Here is a 19,792-nt window from a genome sequence, read left to right on the forward strand (position 1 = left end):
TACTACTTTTTGCAAATCATATGGCGGGAATATGAAGGAGTCGAACCTCCCGAGGAGTTTTTATATCCCCCTATGATTTTGAAGACCACGAAATGCACCGGCACTTACATATTCCCATATAATTAATTAGCGTTCAACTCTCGTTTATTTTACATATTACACCAATTAATCTCTACTAAACCGTTGTTTTTCAAAAATTCATTAGTTTTAGAAAAGTGTTTGCAACCGAAAAAACCGTTATTCGCTGAATATGGGCTTGGGTGTGCGCATTTGAGTATAAGATGATTTTTATTCGTGATTAAATTTTCTTTCATCTGAGCATTTCTTCCCCAAAGCAAATATACTACCGGTGTATCTTTGTAATTAAGTTTTTCTATTATACTGTCAGTCAATTTTTCCCAACCTATTTTACTGTGAGAATTTGGCTGACCTTTTAATACTGTGAGTGATGCATTCAACATCAGCACTCCTTGATTTGCCCATGAAGTCAATTCTCCGCTTGTCTTATCCATTTCTATATTTAAGTCATTTTCTATTTCTTTGTAAATATTTTTAAGTGAAGGCGGAGTTGTAATACCTTTTTTTACAGAAAAGGATAAGCCGTGTGCCTGCCCTACTCCATGGTATGGATCTTGCCCTAATATAACTACTTTCACATCTTCATAAGGTGTGTATTTAAGAGCATTAAATATATCATACATACTTGGAAATACAGTTTTTGTGGCATATTCTTTTTTTAAAAACTCTCTTATATCTTTATAATATTGTTTTTCAAATTCATCTTTTAAAATGTCATCCCAACTGTTTCCTATATTTACCATAATAACTCCTGTTTTTTTTATTTATTATATATTTATACTAATTGCTGATATAACAGATAATTTATATTGACAGCCCATAAATATTGATAAATCTACGCAACACTATTTATATTTAATTCTGTCATTAATAAGTAATTTATATAAAAAATTAATCTATTTCAAAACCTGCCTTATAAAGTATCTAATTATATTACACTCTGTATTTAGAAAGATAATATTAATTTTTTACTGATAACTAAAACATTTGTATATCTTTAAATACTACAGCTCGTCTTAAATCGCTATTAAACAATAAATCTTTTGATGCTCCCATAAATTTATTACCGAAAAATCTAAAAGCGTTTATTAAAAATGAAAAATGTTTTATGATATGCGTAAGTTCTCCATTTTCATATAAATAAGCTCTCTTGACATCAAATTTAAGTTCTTCTTTTTGTAATGTAACATCTGCACTTTCTATAAATATTGCCGATTTTACCATATCTTCCAATTTATAATCACCATTTTGTATATATGCTCCAAGAAGTTTGCAAGACGGATAGTCATCTTTCAGTGCATAACTGCAACATGTGTTTTCAACTTCATATTCTTTTGCAAGGTCTTTATTTGAATAAGGTTTTATAACAGTCCCGTTTTCTATCAATACATTTCTATAATACGGACTATAACTGCCTTCCCAGTCAAAAAACGGAAGTAAACCATATTTTTGTGACTTTGTGTCCTCAGGAGAAAGCGAAGTATAAAATGATAATTTCTCAGAAAATATTTCTACGTTCATCAATTTATTTTCAATTACATTTTTGCAAGTCAGATATTCTTCAAAGAAATCATAAATATTCAAATCGCTCGGTATTATTAAATTTTTTTCGTTAATTTTTGATATTTCTATATATTTCTTTTGAACAATAGGTTTTAAAAATAATTCCATATCTTGCACAGCTTTTTTGCTGTCAAGTGCTCTATATTCAAATTTGAACTTATCTTCTCCAAGCTTTACATAAAAAACATTTCTCTCATCTTCAAAGTTCATATGAAGTTTGTTTATATTGGTAAGATTGTATCTTATATTTACATTCTTGTATTCAACTTCTATATCTTTTGATAATTTTTCAAGTTCATTCCCTACTTTATATACCGTATCTGCCACTTCTCTTTCTTTTATATTGCTATTACTTGCAATAACGTTTCTCTGAGTATTAAGCATAGTAGTATGTGAATAAGGATACTTCTTATTTTGAGACGCAATAAAATATCCTTCATCATCGTCTATATCGTTGTTTATATAGGCTATGGAAAGGGTTTCGTTTTCAAAATCTCTAAAAATATTATTTTGCTTATTTATTTTAATCATTTCATCAACAGATGAATTTTTATAAAATGCTTTTTTTTCAGTTTTCCTTATTTCCAGTTTTTCTTTCATAGCTATCCCACCAGTATATAAATATTATAATCAATATATTACCATTTTTAAAAATAATAATCTATATGTATTTGTAAAAATGATTAAATTTTTAATATATACAATTATTTTACTAAATTTTTATGTAGTTATTCTTAAATTAAAAAAACTCTAAGACATATTTATATAAATATGTTATAATTTATATTCAATCAGTAGAATTTTATTTATATGTTTAAGGAGTCGTTATGATAGTTTCTACAAAGGGGAGATATGCACTAAAAGCTGTATTTGAACTGGCAATGACTGATATTGACACCCCTATGTCATTAAATACCATATCTGAAAAAACAGATTTATCTGAATTATATTTAGAACAAATTTTCTCCGTATTGAAGAAAAAAGGTATAGTAAAAAGTATCAGAGGTGTCCAAGGTGGATATCTTCTGACAAGAAAACCAGATGAAATATCTGCCGGAGAAATAATAAAAGCACTTGAAGGTGAGCTTTCTCCATCTAAATGCCTCATAGATGAAGGTTACTGTGATATGCTCGACAGATGTCCTACTTATATGATATGGGACAGAATAAAAAAATCAATTGATGATGTCATAGACAACACTACTCTTCAAGATATGATAGATGAATATAATAAGAAAAATTTATAATTTTTGAATAATTATATTATTCTATGGGTATTATTGCATAGAATTTGTTAAATTATAAACACTTATGATTTATTGTAAATATAGAATATATCATATCTTATATTAATTTTTATGCTTAGAGTATATATAATAAAAAGATTAATTTTTTGACTACTTGTTTTAATTTTTACTAATTTTATATAAAAAATTTTTCAATTCTCTTTCAAGATATATCCTGAGTTATACAAGTATTTTTTAGTTATTTTAATCTCACAATTAATCTGACTATAATATAAATTAAAACATTTTTTGGAGGAATTAAATGAGCAAGATAGTAGTTGTTGGAGCAAATCACGCAGGTACTGCGGCAATAAATACAATAACAGGTTTTAATGAAAATAATGAAGTTGTGGTTTTTGACCAAAACTCCAACATAAGTTTTTTAGGTTGTGGAATGGCACTTTGGATTGGCGAACAAATCTCAAAACCTGACGGACTTTTTTATTCAAACAAAGAAAAACTCGAATCACAAGGCGCAAAAATAAATATGAACTCATCTGTTGACAGCGTTGATTTTGACAAAAAAATAGTACACGCTACTTTAGAAAATGGACAAAAAATTGAAGAATCTTATGACAAATTGATACTTGCCACAGGTTCTCTACCTATAGTACCAAATGTAAAAGGAAAAGACCTTGAAAATGTTCAAATGGTAAAATTGTTTCAAAATGCTGAAGATGTCATAGAAAAATTAAAAAACCCTGAAATAAAAACAGTTGCTGTAGTTGGTGCCGGATATATAGGAGTGGAGCTTGCAGAGGCTTTTGAAAGAAAAGGCAAAAAGGTTGTACTTATTGATACAATGAGCACTGCTTTATCAAACTATTATGATATAGAATTCAGCACAATGATGGACAAAAATTTAGAAAGCCACGGTATCCAGCTGGCTTATGGAGAAATGGTTAAAGAAATAATCGGTAAAACAAAAGTTGAAGGAATAATAACTGACAAAAATCAGTACAAATGTGATATGGTAATACTTGCTGTAGGATTCAGACCTAACACTGCTCTTGGAGGCGGAAAATTAAAAACTCTTGCAAATGGAGCATATTTAGTTGACGAAACTCAACAAACAAGCATTAAAGACGTATATGCAATAGGTGATTGTGCAAGCGTATTATTCAATTCAACAGGAGAAAACTCATATATAGCACTTGCTACTAACGCTGTTCGTTCCGGACTTATAGCAGGACATAACGTATGCGGAAAACATATGGAAACAAATGGAGTACAAGGCTCAAACGGTATAGCTATTTATGACTTAAAAATGGTATCAACAGGTCTTTCTGAAGAAAGAGCAAAAAAATTAGGTTTAGAAGTAGAATCAACTTCTTTTGAAGATTTACAAAAAGCCGCTTTTATAGAAACAGAAAATCCAAAAGTAAAAATAAAAATAGTATACGATAAAAATACAAGAGTTGTAATAGGTGCTCAAATGGCATCAACTTATGATATGTCTATGGGTATCCATATGTTCTCATTAGCTATTCAGGAAAAAGTTACAATAGACAGACTTAAATTATTAGATATACTGTTCTTACCTCATTTCAATCAACCATATAATTATATAACTATGGCTGCATTATCAGCAAAATAAAATGGTTTATTAAAAACAGTAAACTTTTTTGATTTACTGTTTTACAAATGTTCAGTAAACTATATTTCTCATATCTGTTGGTGACAATGTCAAAGGAATGATTTTCAAAATGCAGAGGACATCCACCGTCAGTCGTTTTGAAATCAATCGCTGCGGTATATTCGGGAGCGGAAAGAAAAGACAAAATAAATTCTCCGCCCCGTTTCGTCACCCGATACGATTCTTTTCACATATTTTCCAAGTATCTGTTATAAACATTCGAAACCGGACAAAAAATAATATCTAAGCTGTCGTTCTCAAAAGGAAACGGCGCTCTTATATTTCATCCTCACACTTTTCACTTTTTCTTTCCTTTCGGTGCAGGCAATTCATCAATCATTTCATGAAATAAACGACTCAAAAATTCCTTAGTCTCTAAATCATCCACCAAAATCATTTTCTTTGCACCCTTGTAAGGAAGCTCATACATAGGCAGATCCGTAATCTACCTGTCTCTAATAGAGGATATCCTTACACATCATAATAATCAGCGGAAGAAATATAATCCCTACAAACAGTACAACATACTCCAATCTCAGTCCGTAAACCGTATGTTTTACTCCTTTTCGATTCAAATATCTCGATAAAAAAAAATTAAATCCTGTTATAACAATATGAAACAACAATAGAGCAATATACTGTTGCTTTTCTGTCTTGAAAATACATGGACTGAGCTTGCTTAAAAGAGCCAAGCCTCCAAAATAATCCGCTACTACAATAATAAGTCCATATCCGCTAAAGCTTATCATCTTCTATTCCTCCAAACTTCATCAATTTGCTTCCATATCCAACTCACCAATTAAATCGCTAAATTATTTTTTTTTATCGCTTTTTTTCTCCAATTCATGCTTTATAAAATTCCATTCTAAATTATCCTGTTATCTCTCCATCTAACAAAATGGGATTTTCAATATTTCCCCAATTTATATCAGGATACTAAATTAATAGTTTAATCTCTATCCAAAAAGCAACCTTACTTAAATATTTTTAAAAAAACGTAAAGCGGATTTTTTTGCCTTTTCTATTTTTGTAGATTCTTTATTTTCTACAGCGCTTGAAGATATCCATTTTTTACCAAATATTGTTTGTGCTGCCTCTACTATAACTCCGCAAGCATATAAGTCTTTTTCTTCTGTAATACTTTTAGCAAATGCTAATTTTACTTTTTCTTTTAATTCTTCCGGTCGCACTCCATAAAACATCATTTGCATAAGGCTTGTTGCAGACCATGCCCTACAAAGAGTATCTTGATCGCAAATCATCCGATGAGTTAGTAAGTCAATTTCTTTTGATGAACCTACCCACCCAAAAGCTATTATAAGTTTACGGCGCAGAATACTGTTATTTGTATCTAAAAGTGAAACAAGAACAGTAATAAGGCGTTCGCAAAACAATGAATAAAAATCTCTATGTTTTAATTTTGAAAGGATTTCCGCTATAAGATAAGCAGTATATATTTTTATTTTTTCATCTTCAATTTCATCTAACTGTTTAAATAAAAATTCTATTCCATTTCTGTCATGTTTTTCAAAGCCGTTCTCCAAATGTAGCTTTGTATCTTTTTCCCAATCTTTGCAAATAAGCTCATAGTGATATGCTATCTCATTACTTCCGGCTAAATCGGCTATAAATCCAAGTCTTTTATCAGAATCAAACTCACTTTTTTCTAAATCAAGATATGATTTTTCTAAATCTTTCCTCGTAAGGCTAATGCGATTAACCCTTTCAGCTTCAATCTCTTGTATAATTTTGTCAGTTGAATCCGGCATACTTCTTCCCCCTATACAGCTTGAATTATCATTTCTAAATATCAGACAATATTATATCATTTTTTATCGATTAATCTTATTCCATACGATAAACATTTTCTCAAATTCTATCCCAGTACCATATTGTTTCATCTCCAAAACCGTAACACTTTCCATCTACCAACCATTTCTTATCAATTAATCTGAGAATAAATTCGTGTTTCATATCAACGGTTTCCTTGTAACGTGTGATGATAGTCACCTTATCTTCTTTTTTTATGGTGAATTCCAGCGAAAAATCGCCACTATTGACATAAGAATACTCACTTGGATTAGCATAACGCTCTGCATACCCACTTGACATCAAGTTCTCACTGACTTTTCCTTTTATAATCTCTTCAAAGCGATTTTTATATTCTGCCATAAGTTCTTTCCATTTTGGATGATTCTGATTGTCAGAAATATTCAATACAGACTTTTCTACATCCAGTTCATGATTACGCTTAAAAATTTCTTCTTCAAGTAAAGTCAATTCCTTCAACAGCTCGAGGAATGATGATATGATTTCCTTCGCCATTTCTTTATCTTTTTCAGGGGTGTTGTTTTTTAGTATAATATTCATCTCATCTATCTCCTCAGCTTCTAATTTGTCAATTTTTCATCAATTCCATCTTCTTCTCTATCCATTAATCCTATAAACCATGTCACCGATATAATATATATAATGGCTGACACAGGCTCTTTTCTTTCTTCTCAAATCCAGTATGGTTCTATTATAAGCCCGATAAATCTTCTCTGCTTCTGCATCCATACTAAATTTACATTTCACCCTTGTGTCAAGTATTGGATACATATTTTTTAGTTAGAATAATACTATCTTACAATATCAACATCAGAAATATCATCACAACAATTAGATAAATATTGTGAATAGGCAACAACACTTGCTTTTGTTTTTTCCTGTATATCTCTTAGTAGTTCTTCACATTTTTTATCTTTAGGAATAAAAAAAACATTTTTAATTTTATCAAAATGATGTCTAAATACATTTTCTTTTATTTTATTATGTTCTTCCCAAAATTCATTAGCACTCAAAGAGCTATCATAACTTTGAAAAAAAGTTTTTTCATATAAGCATTTCATTGCTTCTGCCCTAAATCCATAGCGAGAACTGCTCGCATCATAAAAAAACTGTTTAATAATTCGAGCATCAATTATACATTCATTATCTTCAATAAAATCAGCTAAAACCGATTTATCAAGCATACGATTTTTAAATACATATCCGACTCCTTCTTTCAGATCATTTATATTCACTTGTAAAGATCCCAGATAAGTATAAACCTCGATAAAATTATAATTATTATACTTTGAAGACAAAATACCAAAACCATTTTTATAAAAAAACAATGGGATGTTGTTAATATAATCATTGCTATAAGTTGTCGTTAAAATTTCGCCATCTTCACTTACTATTTTATTTTTCTCTTCTTTTAATATTTCCAATCCTCTCTTAATAAGCACCTCTTTCACCGGATTCACTATCAAATCTAATCCCTTTTCAATTCTACTTCTTTCCAAATTCAAGGAAATATTATCAGCTGATGTAGAAATAGATATAAATGGTCTTTTCTTTAAATAAGTAGTTCCTACTTCATATAACGTCGGTACCATTAATCCATTATAAATTATTTGAGGTTTATTAGTAAAACTATCATCTTTTTCTATTTTTTTATTATCCAAGTATTTAATATCAAATTCACTTCTATCCGAAACTGACTTCCACTCATAGAGTTCTCCAGCAAATGAGTTTATTATTTGTTCTTCATTATTATAAAAATACTTTATTTCACAATCGGGTAATACATACCACTCATTTATCTTCAACTTTTCTTCTAATTCATATTGTTCTAATTCCGATAAATCTTTTTTTAAGTCAACACAAACTTCCGTGCCATGTTCAAAAGTTTCATCTTGTATGATTGACACAGCGATTGGTTTATTCTCATTTGAATCAGGAGAATACTCAAATGAATATATACGATTTTCTTTACAAGATTTTGTTTTTACAGCAATTCTATCGCCTAATAAAAATGCCGCTAATGCTCCTATACCAAACTGTCCAACTAAATTCCGTTTATTTCCCTTTTTAGAACTTTCTCCAATAACAAAGTATTTATTTAGCAAAATGTCTTTCGTCATTCCAATACCGTAATCTCTTACCTTTAATATCGTTCCATCACTATTTTTTTGAACATTAAGTTCTATATAGCTTTTAATCTCATCTTCCTTGCTCAGTTCTTTCATAGCATCACAGGCATTTTGTATAATCTCACGTAATCCACATTCTGGGGTATTGCCGTATAATGGCTCAATGAGATTCGGAATTATTTCGTTAGATACTCGAAATTTGATCCTTTCGGGAATAAACGGAACATTCTCTATTTTATTTATTAATAGATTTCCAAATTGAAAAAAATTACCATATGTTGTAGCACAGATAATATATGGCTCAAGTTTCTTTTTTAAATCTTCCGCAAACTTAGTTGTTTCAAGATATTCCTCATATGTCTGTATTGTACTTGAATAAGAAATTTCGAGTCCATGAGTAGTTATTTTCCCAATTAAATGTCTATTCCCTTTTATAGAAAAGCAATTTTCATCATTATTCTTATATTCAAAATATTTTGTTACATTAACAATACATGCTATAACAGATTTATATCCATCATCAAGATTAATTTGTTCTTTTCCCTCTTCCCTAATAAAACATTCCATTAGTTCTTCATATTTAGAGTACATTCCTAAAAATCTGTCTTTTAAACGCTCTTTATTGATAAACACTTCAACAAGTGTAAATGTCCTTTTTAACTCCGAATATTCAGATAGTATCTTCTCAGAATATTCAGATAGTATCTTCTCAGAATAATAACGAAAAGGGTCTTCTAAAATTATATTATTAAATGTTCCTGCGTTTATTGCAGTTGAATTACCCGTTAATTCTTGTTTATCAATAACACAATTTCCTGAATTATATATTTCTCTCATAATAAAACCATTATCTCCCTAAATTTCCATTCCAAATACAAGTATTAATTATATTGCCTGAACCTATATTTGATTGGCTCTTAATATTAACAGAACTAATCTGTATCGAATTTGAAGACAATTTTGCAAACTCTTCTTGATTATCTTTAACCCATTCAACAAATTCTCCAAAAATTTTTACTTTATCATTCCCAGTTGTTTCTTGATATACTTTCTCCATTTTCCCCTCTGACTCTTCAATACTATCGCTTGATACACTTGATATTGTCTCTAAATATTTTTCTGCCTGTTCCTCACTTGTAAAAAAATCCTTGCTTAAAAACTTTTGTTTAAAACTTCTTATAATACCAGTACCAGACATTTTTAACACATCCCAAGTAACACCACTTACAACACTTGAACCAATAAAAGTTAGCACTTGTTCTAAAACATTCATTTTACAGCCCCCTTAATTATAAAATCAGATATTGTTTTCATCCGTTACTAAACATTATATAATAATAGTTAATTTTATTCAAAAAAATTTATATTTTCTCAACCATTTTTACTTCTATTTTAACTTTAACACCGTATTTTTCAATAGCTTATTGATAAGATCAGTATAAATCATCTGATCGAGCACTTCCGTTATGCTTGTAATTCTTTGACCTGCATCTTTGGAAGAAGCTCCGCAGTGGTATATCCTGTGCTTATCTGTATTCCAATCAATGATAATATATCTGTCATGGAACTCCCCTCCGGATTTTTGAAACTTTATCTTTCTAAACGGATATCAAGGAGAGCACCGAAACGATGAAGCAACTACACCCGATTTATTTATATACCATTTTGTATGTGCTAAACTATTATTGTCCACTTTAGGACACCTCCTTATGATTTTTAATATTTAGCTGACGAACCAATATTATTTATCATAAGGTTTTTTGTTTTTGCTTATAGCTAAAGCTTTCTTCCCTCCACCTGCATATCAGGCGGATTATTGTTTTATAAAAGCTTTGCATTTACAAAACTGGCTTAAGCCTACAGAAAAAACTCTTGAATTTGTTAAAAACTCAAGAGTTTTTTGTACATACTAAAATCCTTCTGATTTTAATTCTTCTTCTATACTTACTTCGTTTATATCATCTATGTTTAACTTAGTTACGTTTTTAGCTACATTTCTGAATGTATCAGGATCTCTTGTAACAAAATATTTTACTGTATATTCATCTTTTCTGTCGCTCAACATATTTTTCTCAGCAAGCAAATCCTTTACTTCTAAAGCAGTTTGCATTCCCGGATCTACAATATTCCCATTAAAATATTTTTTAAACAAATCTTCTACAAGCGGATAATGTGTACAACCCAATATAAGCGTATCTATATCATCAGTAAATCTTGTAACAAATTCTTTTATAATTTCCTCATTTTGCTCGTTATATTCAAAACCATTTTCTATTATATTCGCAAGGTTTACACTACCTTCCTCATATACTGCTATTTCTTGATTTTCTCTTTTTTCTTTTAATATTTCATTCAAATATCCATGTGTTTTGGCAGTAAATACTGTAGAGCAAACACCTATCTTATTATTTTTTGTAACTCTAAGCGCCTCTTTTGCTCCCGGATTTATAACTCCAATTATATCTATATCAAATATATCTTTCAAATAGTCAAGCGCCGCAACAGTGGCTGTATTACAAGCTACGACTATAATCTTAGCATCATTTTTAATTAAAAAATCCACTATACATTTGCACAGCTTTTTCAACTGTTCAGAAGTTTTTTGTCCATATGGATTATGTCCACTGTCTCCGAAATATACATATTTTTCATTAGGTAACACTTCTACCAACTTGTTTAAAACAGAAAATGCTCCAACTCCAGAGTCAAATATACCGATAGGTCTGTTATCCATAACAATTACACCTCCAAAATTGTGTATATAAAAAAGATTGCAAAATACTAATATATTTATACTAATATATTTTAGAATTATAGGAAAATATATTGTAATTGATTTTAAATTCATTGATTTTTATTTTTCCATTATTTATTTAATATTAGTATTAATAAAAATTTTGCAATATTACCTACTATAAAATCAATCTATTGCCAATGAATTTATAAAAAAAGTATAGACATAATAAAATGCCTATACTTAAAAATATTATAATTATTTAACAAAGTTTACAAATCCTGTTATAACCATAGCATTAGTGAAGTCTATCAAGAATGCTCCAACTACAGGAAGTATAAAGAACGCTCTTGGAGCAGCTCCAAATTCTTCTTGTACTGCTGTCATATTAGCAACACCGTTAGGAGTAGCACCCATACCAAATCCGCAGTGTCCTGCAGCTATTGTAGCAGCATCAAAGTCTGAACCCATAACTTTAAATGTTACGAAATAAGCAAATACAGCCATAACTACTGTTTGTGATATCAATATTACAAACATAGGCCCTGCAACTGCTGCAAGTTCCCAAAGTTTTAATCCTGTAAGAGCAAATGAAAGGAACGCATTAAGACCTATTGTTCCAAGGAAATCAGATGCTTTTTGGTTAACATGCCACTTACCTGTAGATTCACCTATATTTAGGAATATAGATGCTATAATCATAGCTGTTACGTATGAAGGCAATGTAACACCTGCTTTTTTTAGAGGTATTTCAATCACAGCACCAAGTGCTATTGCAACAACTATATAAGTTAAAGTTTTAAACACTTCATTAAAATCTATTTTTTCTTGTGCTTCTTCAGTTTCAATTTTTTTGTCAGAATATTCTGATGCTTTAGATTTAAGATTATTTTTTCTTATAAGAACAGCACCAAGAGGTCCTCCCATAAGTGAACCCATTACAAGACCGAATGTAGCAGCAGCCATAGCTGTAGCTGTAGCTCCCTCCATGCCTAACTTTTCAAATTCAGGACCGAACGCTCCACCTGTACCGTGTCCTCCTGTCATAGTAACTGAACCGCATATTAATCCAAGTAGTGGATGTTGTCCCATAAGTTTAGCAACTCCAACACCTACTGCGTCCTGTACAACGCAAAGAAGTGTAGCTAAAACCCAGAATATTAATACTCCTAAACCACCTTTTTTTACGAGTTGTATACTTGCTGTCAAACCTATTGTAGTAAAGAATACCATCATGAATGGTTTTTGGAATGTTGTATCAACGCCTATTGAAAAATTAAGATAATTTCTTGATAATAGATGAAGTAGCGCAAATACTATACCTCCGGCAACCGGTGCAGGTATACAGAATTTTTCTAATGCCGGAATTTTTTTCTTCAAAAATACTCCGATATAATACACACAAAGTGCCAATGCAAAACTTTGCATAAGGTCCAATTTTAAAGTAGTAAGTCCGGTATCACTTGTTGAAAGAACCATAGTGTTTTGATATGTACTTAAATTCATACCTTTAAGTAAATCTGTTACTCCTTTAAAATCATTAATAGGATAACTCATAAATAATACCACCTTTCATAAATATTGTTTTGCACCTAATAATTTTAAACAAGACAACGATTGCTTTTACAAGTTTTATATCGTTTGTTTTACAATAGAACAAAAATATAATGACAAACAACACAAACATTTAAAATAATAACATCGTCTGTTAAAGATTAATAAGTGTAAAGTTAAAAAGTATGAAAACATTTTTTACAGTTAAAATTATAACCCATATTCCTAAAAAAAACAATAAAAATTTTATATTTTTTTGAAATATTTTATTCTTTTTTATATAAACGTTTAAATTTCAATAAAAAACGCAAGAATATTTTGAAATATTTCTTGCATTTTATCTTTATTATATATAAAATTTTACATATTTTTCTAATGAAAATGTTTGTTAATGATAATTTCATATAAATTAAGTAGCATAATAAATATTGAATAATAAAAATATTATTTTATGGCATATTTTATTCATATTATCAAATATACACAGTTTTAGCCAACTAATCTATGAATTAAAATATTCATAATTTTTAATATAATTTACAATATTCTTTTGAAGAATTTTTCAATCTCATATTTAGATAATCTTGTTATTGTAGGCCTACCGTGCGGACAAGCATATTTATTGTCACAATGTTCTAAATCGTAGATTAATTTTTCTACTTCTATATCCTTCACTGTACTGTCATTGCCTTTTATAGCCGCTTTGCAAGCTTTTGTAGCTATTTTGTCTTTTATTATGTCATTTGACAGATTTTCTTCAAGATATACGTCAAATACTGCATTCACAAATTTTCTTGCAGCATTTTCATCAAAATGTGTAGGTATTCCTCTAAGTAACATTATATTATCTCCGAATAAATCACATTCAAAACCGAAATTTTCAAGTTCTTCTATAATTTGTGCTGATTCGTCTACAAGATTTATCGGAATTCCTATTTTTTGTGGCAATATAAGTTGTTGAACTGTTATTAAATTTGAATAAAAATCTTTTAAATATCGCTCATATAACACTCTTTCATGTGCGGCATGCTGATCTATCATATACATATCTTCTCCATCAAAAAGTATGATATATGTATCAAACACTCTACCACTGTATTTTAACAGTGTAAGATCTACACATCTTATTTTATTGTCACTCAAGTCAATATTTACATCATTTTTGAATATATCTTTCGGCATAGAAAGAACAGGTTTTTCATCTAATATATTTACATTTGAAATTTCATCTTCGTTTTTCTTTTTGTCAGAAGCTTTATTATCATATGTTCCTTGAAATTCTTCTTTACAGCCGTTTTTTGTCTCGTAATCATCCTCGTCATTAGTTTCTGCAACCATAGTTATGCTATGATTATGCTCATAGGTATTATATTTTAATCCTTCTTTTTTCTCTTGTTCATGATTTATGAATATGTCTTTTGTTTTATCCTGTGGCTTTAATTCATAGACAAATGTATCGTCTCTTTCTTGTCTTTTTATTATTTCTATGGATTGTTGCGTAAACTCCTTATCATCTTTTTGTGAAGAGTTATTTTTTTTATTTTTTAAATTTTCATAGCCGGAAATTATATTCGAAAAAATTTCGCTATTTTTTGAAATTTCATCATCTTTTGATATTTTTATATCTGGTATCATACTAAGATTATCTAAGATTGATGAAATTTTATTTTCAATAAGATTGTATACTGTTTTTTCATCTGCAAACTTTACTTCTAATTTATTTGGATGTATATTTACATCTACCATATCAGGCTTAATTATTATATTTATAAAAAACATCGGGAAATTGCCTGAAGGAATATATTTTCTATAAGCATTTTCTATATGAGATGTTATTGTCTTATCTTTTATAATTCTTCCATTTATAAATATATATTGCATCTTTCTGCTTGAAAACATCAAAGAATTATTTCCTATAACTCCTTTTACACTTATATATTCGCTTAAAGGCTCCTCCAATGATATCATTCCACTATAATAATCTTCTGCAAATATTATATTTATTACATCTTCTATTTTTCCTGTACCATATGTTTGAAATACTTGTTTTGAGTTATTTATATATTTTAATTTTATACTTGGATTTGCAAGCGCATATCTTATCAAAAAATCGCTTATTTTTGAAGATTCCGCTCTGTCTGTTTTTAGAAACTTTTTTCTTGCAGGTATATCATTAAATAAATCTTCCACTATTACAGTTGTGCCGTCTTTTGCTCCAACTTTTGTTTTTTCCAACAATTTATCACTACTTATAACCACATTCATACCGTAGTTGCTGTATGAAGTTTTTGTAGTCATAGAAATCTTTGCAACTGCAGATATACTCGCAAGAGCCTCTCCTCTAAAGCCGTTTGTAGTTATATTTATAAAATCGTCGAATGTTGTAATTTTACTCGTAGTATGTTTTTTAAATGCCTCAAGCACATATTGCTCATCTATTCCTATGCCGTTATCCGTAACTCTTATATAGTCTTTTCCACCATTTTTTATTTCTACTACTATTGATGTCGCCCCTGAATCTATTGAATTTTCCACAAGTTCTTTTACAACACTGCAAGGGCTTTCTATAACTTCTCCTGCTGATATTAATTTTATTATATTATCATCTAATTTTTTTATGATATTGTCTTGCATAATTCCCTCGTTTTATCTAAGTTCGCTTTTAATCTTATAAAGCAAGTCCATGGCTTGCCTAGGAGTATATTCATCTATATTCAAATCTTTTATCTTTTGAACTATTCTAAGATTGTTGTCTTTTGAAAAATTTTCTATGCTGACTTGATCCTGTTCGCTCTTTTGATTATATTTTTTAGAAGATTTTTTTTCAGAAGTTTCCAGCTTTGACAATATGATATTTGCTCTCTCCAAAACCTCATATGGTAAATCTGCAAGCTGTGCAACGTGTATTCCGTAACTTTTATCCGCTTTACCAAGTATTATCTTTTTGAGAAATTTTATTTCTTTACTGTCATCTACCAACATACAATAATTTTTAATATTTTTGTATTTGCCTTCTAATGCGGTAAGCTCGTGATAATGAGTAGATACAAGAGTTTTTGCTTTTATATGCTCACATATATATTCAACTATTGAAAATGCAAGACTCATTCCATCATATGTGCTTGTACCTCTGCCTATTTCATCTAATATAATCAATGAGTTTTGAGTTGCATTTTTTAATATGTTGGAAACTTCTGTCATCTCTACCATAAAAGTGGACTGCCCCATAGATAAATCATCACTTGCACCTATGCGAGTATAGATACTGTCTATAATAGGTATCTGCGCAAAACTTGCAGGTACATATGAGCCTATATGCGCCATTAGCATAATTATGGCAACTTGTCTCATATATGTTGATTTTCCTGCCATATTAGGTCCTGTTATTATATGTGTCTCTGAGCTTGTCAAATCTGTATCATTTGGGACATACTCTTCATTTGGAAGCAGTTTTTCTATTACGGGATGTCTACCGTTTTTTATAACTATATTTCCGTCAGTTGAAATCATAGGTTTTACATAATCATTTTCTATTGCTGTTTTAGCAAGGGCTGTATATACATCTATTTGCGAAATCATCTCTGCTACTTGCATTATCTTAGGTATGAAGTTTTTCAGTTCTTCTTTTACTTCCTTGTATAATGAACTTTCAAGCTGACTTTCTCCTTGTTTGGCACTCAACATTTCTTCTTCTATTTTTTTTAGATTATTGTTTATAAATCTTTCGCTTGATACTAATGTCTGTCTTCTCTCATAATCACTCGGCATATTGAAATTTTGCAGTGCGGCTTTTGTTATTTCTATATAATAACCAAAAACCTTATTATAGCTTATCTTTAAATTTTTTATACCGGTTTTTTCTCTTTCATCGCTTTCCATTTTTATCAATATATTTGAAGTATTTTCGAGTAAATCTCTATAATACGCCAATTTTTCATCATATGAAGATTTTATTATATGCTCTTTCTTAAAATCTTCACCTATTTCTTCTATTGAATTTTCTATCAAATTTATTATTGGCATCAAATCATTCTTCGACAAAACTTCGTATAATTCTTCAAATCTTGAGTCATTTTCTCCCTTGAAAATATTTTTTATCTCATTTACTGCCTTTAATGATTTTTTTAAGTTAAGTAAATCTCTGTGAGATACAGTGTCATATACTATACGATTGGATATTCTCTCCAGGTCATAAACTTCTCTTAGTATATGCGATACGCCTGTGGATACAGAATAGTGCTCTACAAAAGATGATACTTTATTTAATCTTTGCCTTATTTCATTTTCATCATTTAAAGGTTTTAACAAATATTGTTTTAACAATCTCGAGCCCATAGACGTATTTGCTTTATTAAGCACCCAAAAAAGTGTATATGAATTATTTTTTCTTATACTTTCTATAAGTTCTAAATTTTTTATTGTATAGTAATCAAGCGACATATACTTTACTTGATTTTTTTCGTAAAAAAAGTTTATATCAAAGAATTTCTGCGTATCATACACATATTTATATACCTGTATCAGTGAAGGTATTTTATCTGCAAGATTATTATCAGAAATGAACTCTTCTATATTTTCGTAATTGGCAGTATTTTGGACTACATTATTTTCTATAAGAAAGTTATTTATTATCTTGCTGTTTTTGAAAGAATTTTCTTTCATTTTTTTTAAAAATATATCGTCCATTATTATTTCAGATGGCATGACAGAAAAAAATATATTCGATACTTCTTGATATGTTGTTGTAATATTGTTGACTTCACCTGTTGTAATATCTGCATACGTCATATACACTATATCTTCATCTGTTATTATAGCCATTATATAGTTGTTTGATGAGCCTTCTATCATATCGTCATCAAGTACAGTTCCAGGTGTTATTATCTTTACAACATCACGCTTTACTATGCCTTTGGCGTCTTTAGGATCCTCGACTTGCTCACATATAGCAACTTTTTTACCAAAATTTATAAGTTTTTGTATATATGATTTTGCACTGTGATACGGTACTCCGCACATAGGTGCTTTTTCTCCATTGCCACAAGCCTTTCCTGTCAAAGTTATTTCAAGGAGTCTTGATGTTTCGATTGCGTCATCGAAAAACATCTCATAAAAATCTCCAAGTCTAAAAAATAATATACTGCCTTTGTTGTTGTTTTTTATTTCAAGATATTGTTTCATCATAGGTGTTAAATTTTCCAAAACATCACCACCTTTTTTATTCTTATACTGAAATCTTATTAAGACATCATATTCCTTAATTTTATAATTTATTTATATACCTTTTGTGTAATTTATAAATCTATTTTTTATACTAAACTATATTTAAAAACCATATATAAAATACTGCAATAAAATGCATAATAAAAAAATCAAAATTATTATGGTATTTCAAATGGAAAATAGTATTAAACAGGTATCTATATTAATAGCGATACACTAATAATTTTTTCCAATTAATATTATACCTCAACTCCGTTTAATGAGAAAGACTTTACATCTGTAATTTTTACATTTACAATCTGACCTATTTTACTTTCATCACCCACAAAATTTATGAGCTTATTTTTTCTGTTTCTACCTGATAAGACCGACTCGTTCTTTTTGCTGAAACCTTCTACAAGCACTTGCTCTATCTTATCTTTATATTCCTTATTTTTCTTAGCTGATATTTCATTTGCTGTTTCAAGCAATCTGTTAAACCTGTCTTTTTTAACTTCTTCACTTATATGTCCTGACATTTTTTCAGCTACTGTACCCTTTCTTGTTGAATACATAAACATAAATGCCGAATCATATTCAACTTCTTTTACAAGTTTTAGTGTCTGCTTGAAATCTTCTTCTGTTTCTCCCGGAAAACCTACTATTATATCTGTAGTAAGTGCTATATCCAGTGCAACTTTTTTTATTTTTTCAATTTTTTTCATATAATCTTCAGCTGTATATCTTCTGTTCATAAGTTTTAATACATTTGAACTTCCTGATTGTACAGGCAAATGTAGACTTTCACAAAGTTTATCCAATGTAGCAAATGAATTTATAAGTTCATCCGAAATATCTTTAGGATGAGATGTCATAAATCTTATTCTCTCAATGTTATCCATTTTGTTTATATCTTCCAAAAGCATTGGGAATGTATATTTATCTGTAAAATTATTGCCATAAGAGTTTACATTTTGACCTAACAAAGTTATCTCTTTTACAGAATTTTGAGAAAGCAATTTTACTTCCTGCAATATATCCTGTGGCGACCTACTGCGTTCCCTACCTCTTGTAAAAGGCACTATGCAATATGTGCAAAAATTATTGCAACCATACATTATATTTACAAACGCTTTAAAATCATATCTTCTTACTGATGGCAAACCTTCTACTATATTTCCGTCTATATCCCATACATCTACAACCGTTTCTTTGTCTACCAAAGAAACATAAGTGTACAATAACTCCGGAAATTTATAGATATTGTGTGTTCCAAATATTATATTTACATGTTTATATTTACTTGTGAGCTCCTTGACAATATGAGGCTCTTGCATCATACAACCGCAAGTTGCGATCACTATATTCGGATTTTTCTTCTTAATATTTTTTAATGCACCAATATTACCAAAAAATCTGGTCTCTGCATTTTCTCTGATTGCACAGGTATTATATATTATAAGATTCGCTTTTTCCATATCTTCTGTTTCTTCATATCCCATATTTGTAAGCATACCTTTTATATTCTCACTGTCATGTTCATTCATCTGACAACCGAAAGTAACTATTATAAATTTTTTAGCCTCTCCTGTTTTTGCATATTCATCATCATTTATGTTTTTTACTAAATCGACATAATATTCTTGATTAGAAAAATTCTCTTTATTTATTATACTTACTCTATCCAATGTAACTCCTTTAAATTTATAATTATAATATTATTTAATTAAATTAAATATAGATATTTTTTTACATAATACTTAATTTTTTTAAAATGCTA

The 19,792-nt window shown here is 29.4% G+C and carries 15 protein-coding genes, 1 tRNA gene and 1 pseudogene; 2 read left to right on the forward strand and 15 right to left on the reverse strand.

Annotated features, from left to right (window positions below; genetic code table 11):
* Window positions 1–21: 21 nt before the first annotated feature.
* From HMPREF9630_RS10390 to HMPREF9630_RS02685, 3 genes are all read right to left on the reverse strand, one after another.
* A tRNA-Sec gene (locus tag HMPREF9630_RS10390) sits at window positions 22–116 on the reverse strand.
* A gap of 33 nt (window positions 117–149) precedes the next feature.
* Window positions 150–821 (reverse strand): uracil-DNA glycosylase, encoded by a 672-nt coding sequence (locus HMPREF9630_RS02680; RefSeq protein ID WP_009526997.1) that lies wholly within the window; start codon window positions 819–821, stop codon window positions 150–152.
* Window positions 822–1,056: 235 nt separating this feature from the next.
* Complete coding sequence (locus HMPREF9630_RS02685) at window positions 1,057–2,241, reverse strand: metallopeptidase TldD-related protein (RefSeq protein WP_009526998.1); 1,185 nt, start codon at window positions 2,239–2,241, stop codon at window positions 1,057–1,059.
* A gap of 227 nt (window positions 2,242–2,468) precedes the next feature.
* Between HMPREF9630_RS02685 and HMPREF9630_RS02690 the strand changes: the two genes are divergently transcribed.
* The gene (locus HMPREF9630_RS02690) at window positions 2,469–2,888 is read left to right on the forward strand and encodes an RrF2 family transcriptional regulator (protein WP_009526999.1); all 420 of its coding nucleotides are present in this window, start codon (window positions 2,469–2,471) and stop codon (window positions 2,886–2,888) included.
* Between the two features lie 301 nt (window positions 2,889–3,189).
* Window positions 3,190–4,524 carry a H2O-forming NADH oxidase gene (nox, locus tag HMPREF9630_RS02695; RefSeq protein ID WP_009527000.1) on the forward strand — a complete coding sequence of 445 codons (1,335 nt, stop codon included), beginning with the start codon at window positions 3,190–3,192 and terminating at the stop codon, window positions 4,522–4,524.
* A gap of 337 nt (window positions 4,525–4,861) precedes the next feature.
* Here nox and HMPREF9630_RS10165 read toward each other — a convergent pair whose 3' ends face one another.
* The 12 genes and pseudogenes from HMPREF9630_RS10165 to miaB form a co-directional block, all read right to left on the reverse strand.
* On the reverse strand, window positions 4,862–4,993 hold the full coding sequence (locus tag HMPREF9630_RS10165; protein ID WP_009527001.1) for a hypothetical protein: 132 nt from the start codon (window positions 4,991–4,993) through the stop codon (window positions 4,862–4,864).
* A gap of 25 nt (window positions 4,994–5,018) precedes the next feature.
* Window positions 5,019–5,312 (reverse strand): hypothetical protein, encoded by a 294-nt coding sequence (locus HMPREF9630_RS02705; RefSeq protein WP_009527002.1) that lies wholly within the window; start codon window positions 5,310–5,312, stop codon window positions 5,019–5,021.
* A gap of 228 nt (window positions 5,313–5,540) precedes the next feature.
* Window positions 5,541–6,332, reverse strand: coding sequence for a HEAT repeat domain-containing protein (locus HMPREF9630_RS02710; protein WP_009527003.1), 792 nt, complete (start codon window positions 6,330–6,332; stop codon window positions 5,541–5,543).
* Window positions 6,333–6,432: 100 nt separating this feature from the next.
* Entirely contained in the window at window positions 6,433–6,933 is a 501-nt protein-coding gene (locus HMPREF9630_RS02715; protein WP_009527004.1) for a hypothetical protein, read from the reverse strand.
* A gap of 251 nt (window positions 6,934–7,184) precedes the next feature.
* Window positions 7,185–9,359 carry an ATP-binding protein gene (locus HMPREF9630_RS02720; protein WP_009527005.1) on the reverse strand — a complete coding sequence of 725 codons (2,175 nt, stop codon included), beginning with the start codon at window positions 9,357–9,359 and terminating at the stop codon, window positions 7,185–7,187.
* Window positions 9,360–9,369: 10 nt separating this feature from the next.
* The gene (locus HMPREF9630_RS02725) at window positions 9,370–9,795 is read right to left on the reverse strand and encodes a hypothetical protein (RefSeq protein WP_009527006.1); all 426 of its coding nucleotides are present in this window, start codon (window positions 9,793–9,795) and stop codon (window positions 9,370–9,372) included.
* Window positions 9,796–9,909: 114 nt separating this feature from the next.
* Window positions 9,910–10,131 (reverse strand): annotated as a pseudogene (locus HMPREF9630_RS10665) (ORF6N domain-containing protein); the annotation flags it as partial.
* Between the two features lie 300 nt (window positions 10,132–10,431).
* Window positions 10,432–11,256, reverse strand: a complete 825-nt coding sequence (gene murI / locus HMPREF9630_RS02730; RefSeq protein WP_009527007.1) for a glutamate racemase — start codon at window positions 11,254–11,256, stop codon at window positions 10,432–10,434.
* A gap of 258 nt (window positions 11,257–11,514) precedes the next feature.
* Window positions 11,515–12,813 carry a sodium/glutamate symporter gene (gene gltS, locus HMPREF9630_RS02735; protein ID WP_009527008.1) on the reverse strand — a complete coding sequence of 433 codons (1,299 nt, stop codon included), beginning with the start codon at window positions 12,811–12,813 and terminating at the stop codon, window positions 11,515–11,517.
* 534 nt (window positions 12,814–13,347) lie between these two features.
* Window positions 13,348–15,444 carry a DNA mismatch repair endonuclease MutL gene (gene mutL, locus HMPREF9630_RS02740; protein WP_009527009.1) on the reverse strand — a complete coding sequence of 699 codons (2,097 nt, stop codon included), beginning with the start codon at window positions 15,442–15,444 and terminating at the stop codon, window positions 13,348–13,350.
* A gap of 12 nt (window positions 15,445–15,456) precedes the next feature.
* Window positions 15,457–18,012 (reverse strand): DNA mismatch repair protein MutS, encoded by a 2,556-nt coding sequence (gene mutS / locus HMPREF9630_RS02745; protein ID WP_009527010.1) that lies wholly within the window; start codon window positions 18,010–18,012, stop codon window positions 15,457–15,459.
* Window positions 18,013–18,272: 260 nt separating this feature from the next.
* Complete coding sequence (miaB, locus tag HMPREF9630_RS02750) at window positions 18,273–19,700, reverse strand: tRNA (N6-isopentenyl adenosine(37)-C2)-methylthiotransferase MiaB (protein WP_009527011.1); 1,428 nt, start codon at window positions 19,698–19,700, stop codon at window positions 18,273–18,275.
* Window positions 19,701–19,792: the final 92 nt, after the last annotated feature.

The organism is Peptoanaerobacter stomatis (assembly GCF_000238095.2).
Lineage (GTDB): Bacteria > Bacillota > Clostridia > Peptostreptococcales > Filifactoraceae > Peptoanaerobacter > Peptoanaerobacter stomatis_A.

Coding starts and splice junctions, on each gene's coding strand:
- nox (WP_009527000.1), top strand. CDS start 3,190: ATGAGCAAGATAGTAGTTGTTGGAGCAAATCACGCAGGTACTGCGGCA.
- gltS (WP_009527008.1), bottom strand. CDS start 12,813: ATGAGTTATCCTATTAATGATTTTAAAGGAGTAACAGATTTACTTAAA.
- HMPREF9630_RS02685 (WP_009526998.1), bottom strand. CDS start 2,241: ATGAAAGAAAAACTGGAAATAAGGAAAACTGAAAAAAAAGCATTTTAT.
- HMPREF9630_RS02725 (WP_009527006.1), bottom strand. CDS start 9,795: ATGAATGTTTTAGAACAAGTGCTAACTTTTATTGGTTCAAGTGTTGTA.
- murI (WP_009527007.1), bottom strand. CDS start 11,256: ATGGATAACAGACCTATCGGTATATTTGACTCTGGAGTTGGAGCATTT.
- mutL (WP_009527009.1), bottom strand. CDS start 15,444: ATGCAAGACAATATCATAAAAAAATTAGATGATAATATAATAAAATTA.
- HMPREF9630_RS02705 (WP_009527002.1), bottom strand. CDS start 5,312: ATGATAAGCTTTAGCGGATATGGACTTATTATTGTAGTAGCGGATTAT.
- HMPREF9630_RS02715 (WP_009527004.1), bottom strand. CDS start 6,933: ATGAATATTATACTAAAAAACAACACCCCTGAAAAAGATAAAGAAATG.
- HMPREF9630_RS02710 (WP_009527003.1), bottom strand. CDS start 6,332: ATGCCGGATTCAACTGACAAAATTATACAAGAGATTGAAGCTGAAAGG.
- HMPREF9630_RS02690 (WP_009526999.1), top strand. CDS start 2,469: ATGATAGTTTCTACAAAGGGGAGATATGCACTAAAAGCTGTATTTGAA.
- HMPREF9630_RS02680 (WP_009526997.1), bottom strand. CDS start 821: ATGGTAAATATAGGAAACAGTTGGGATGACATTTTAAAAGATGAATTT.
- HMPREF9630_RS02720 (WP_009527005.1), bottom strand. CDS start 9,359: ATGAGAGAAATATATAATTCAGGAAATTGTGTTATTGATAAACAAGAA.
- HMPREF9630_RS10165 (WP_009527001.1), bottom strand. CDS start 4,993: ATGTATGAGCTTCCTTACAAGGGTGCAAAGAAAATGATTTTGGTGGAT.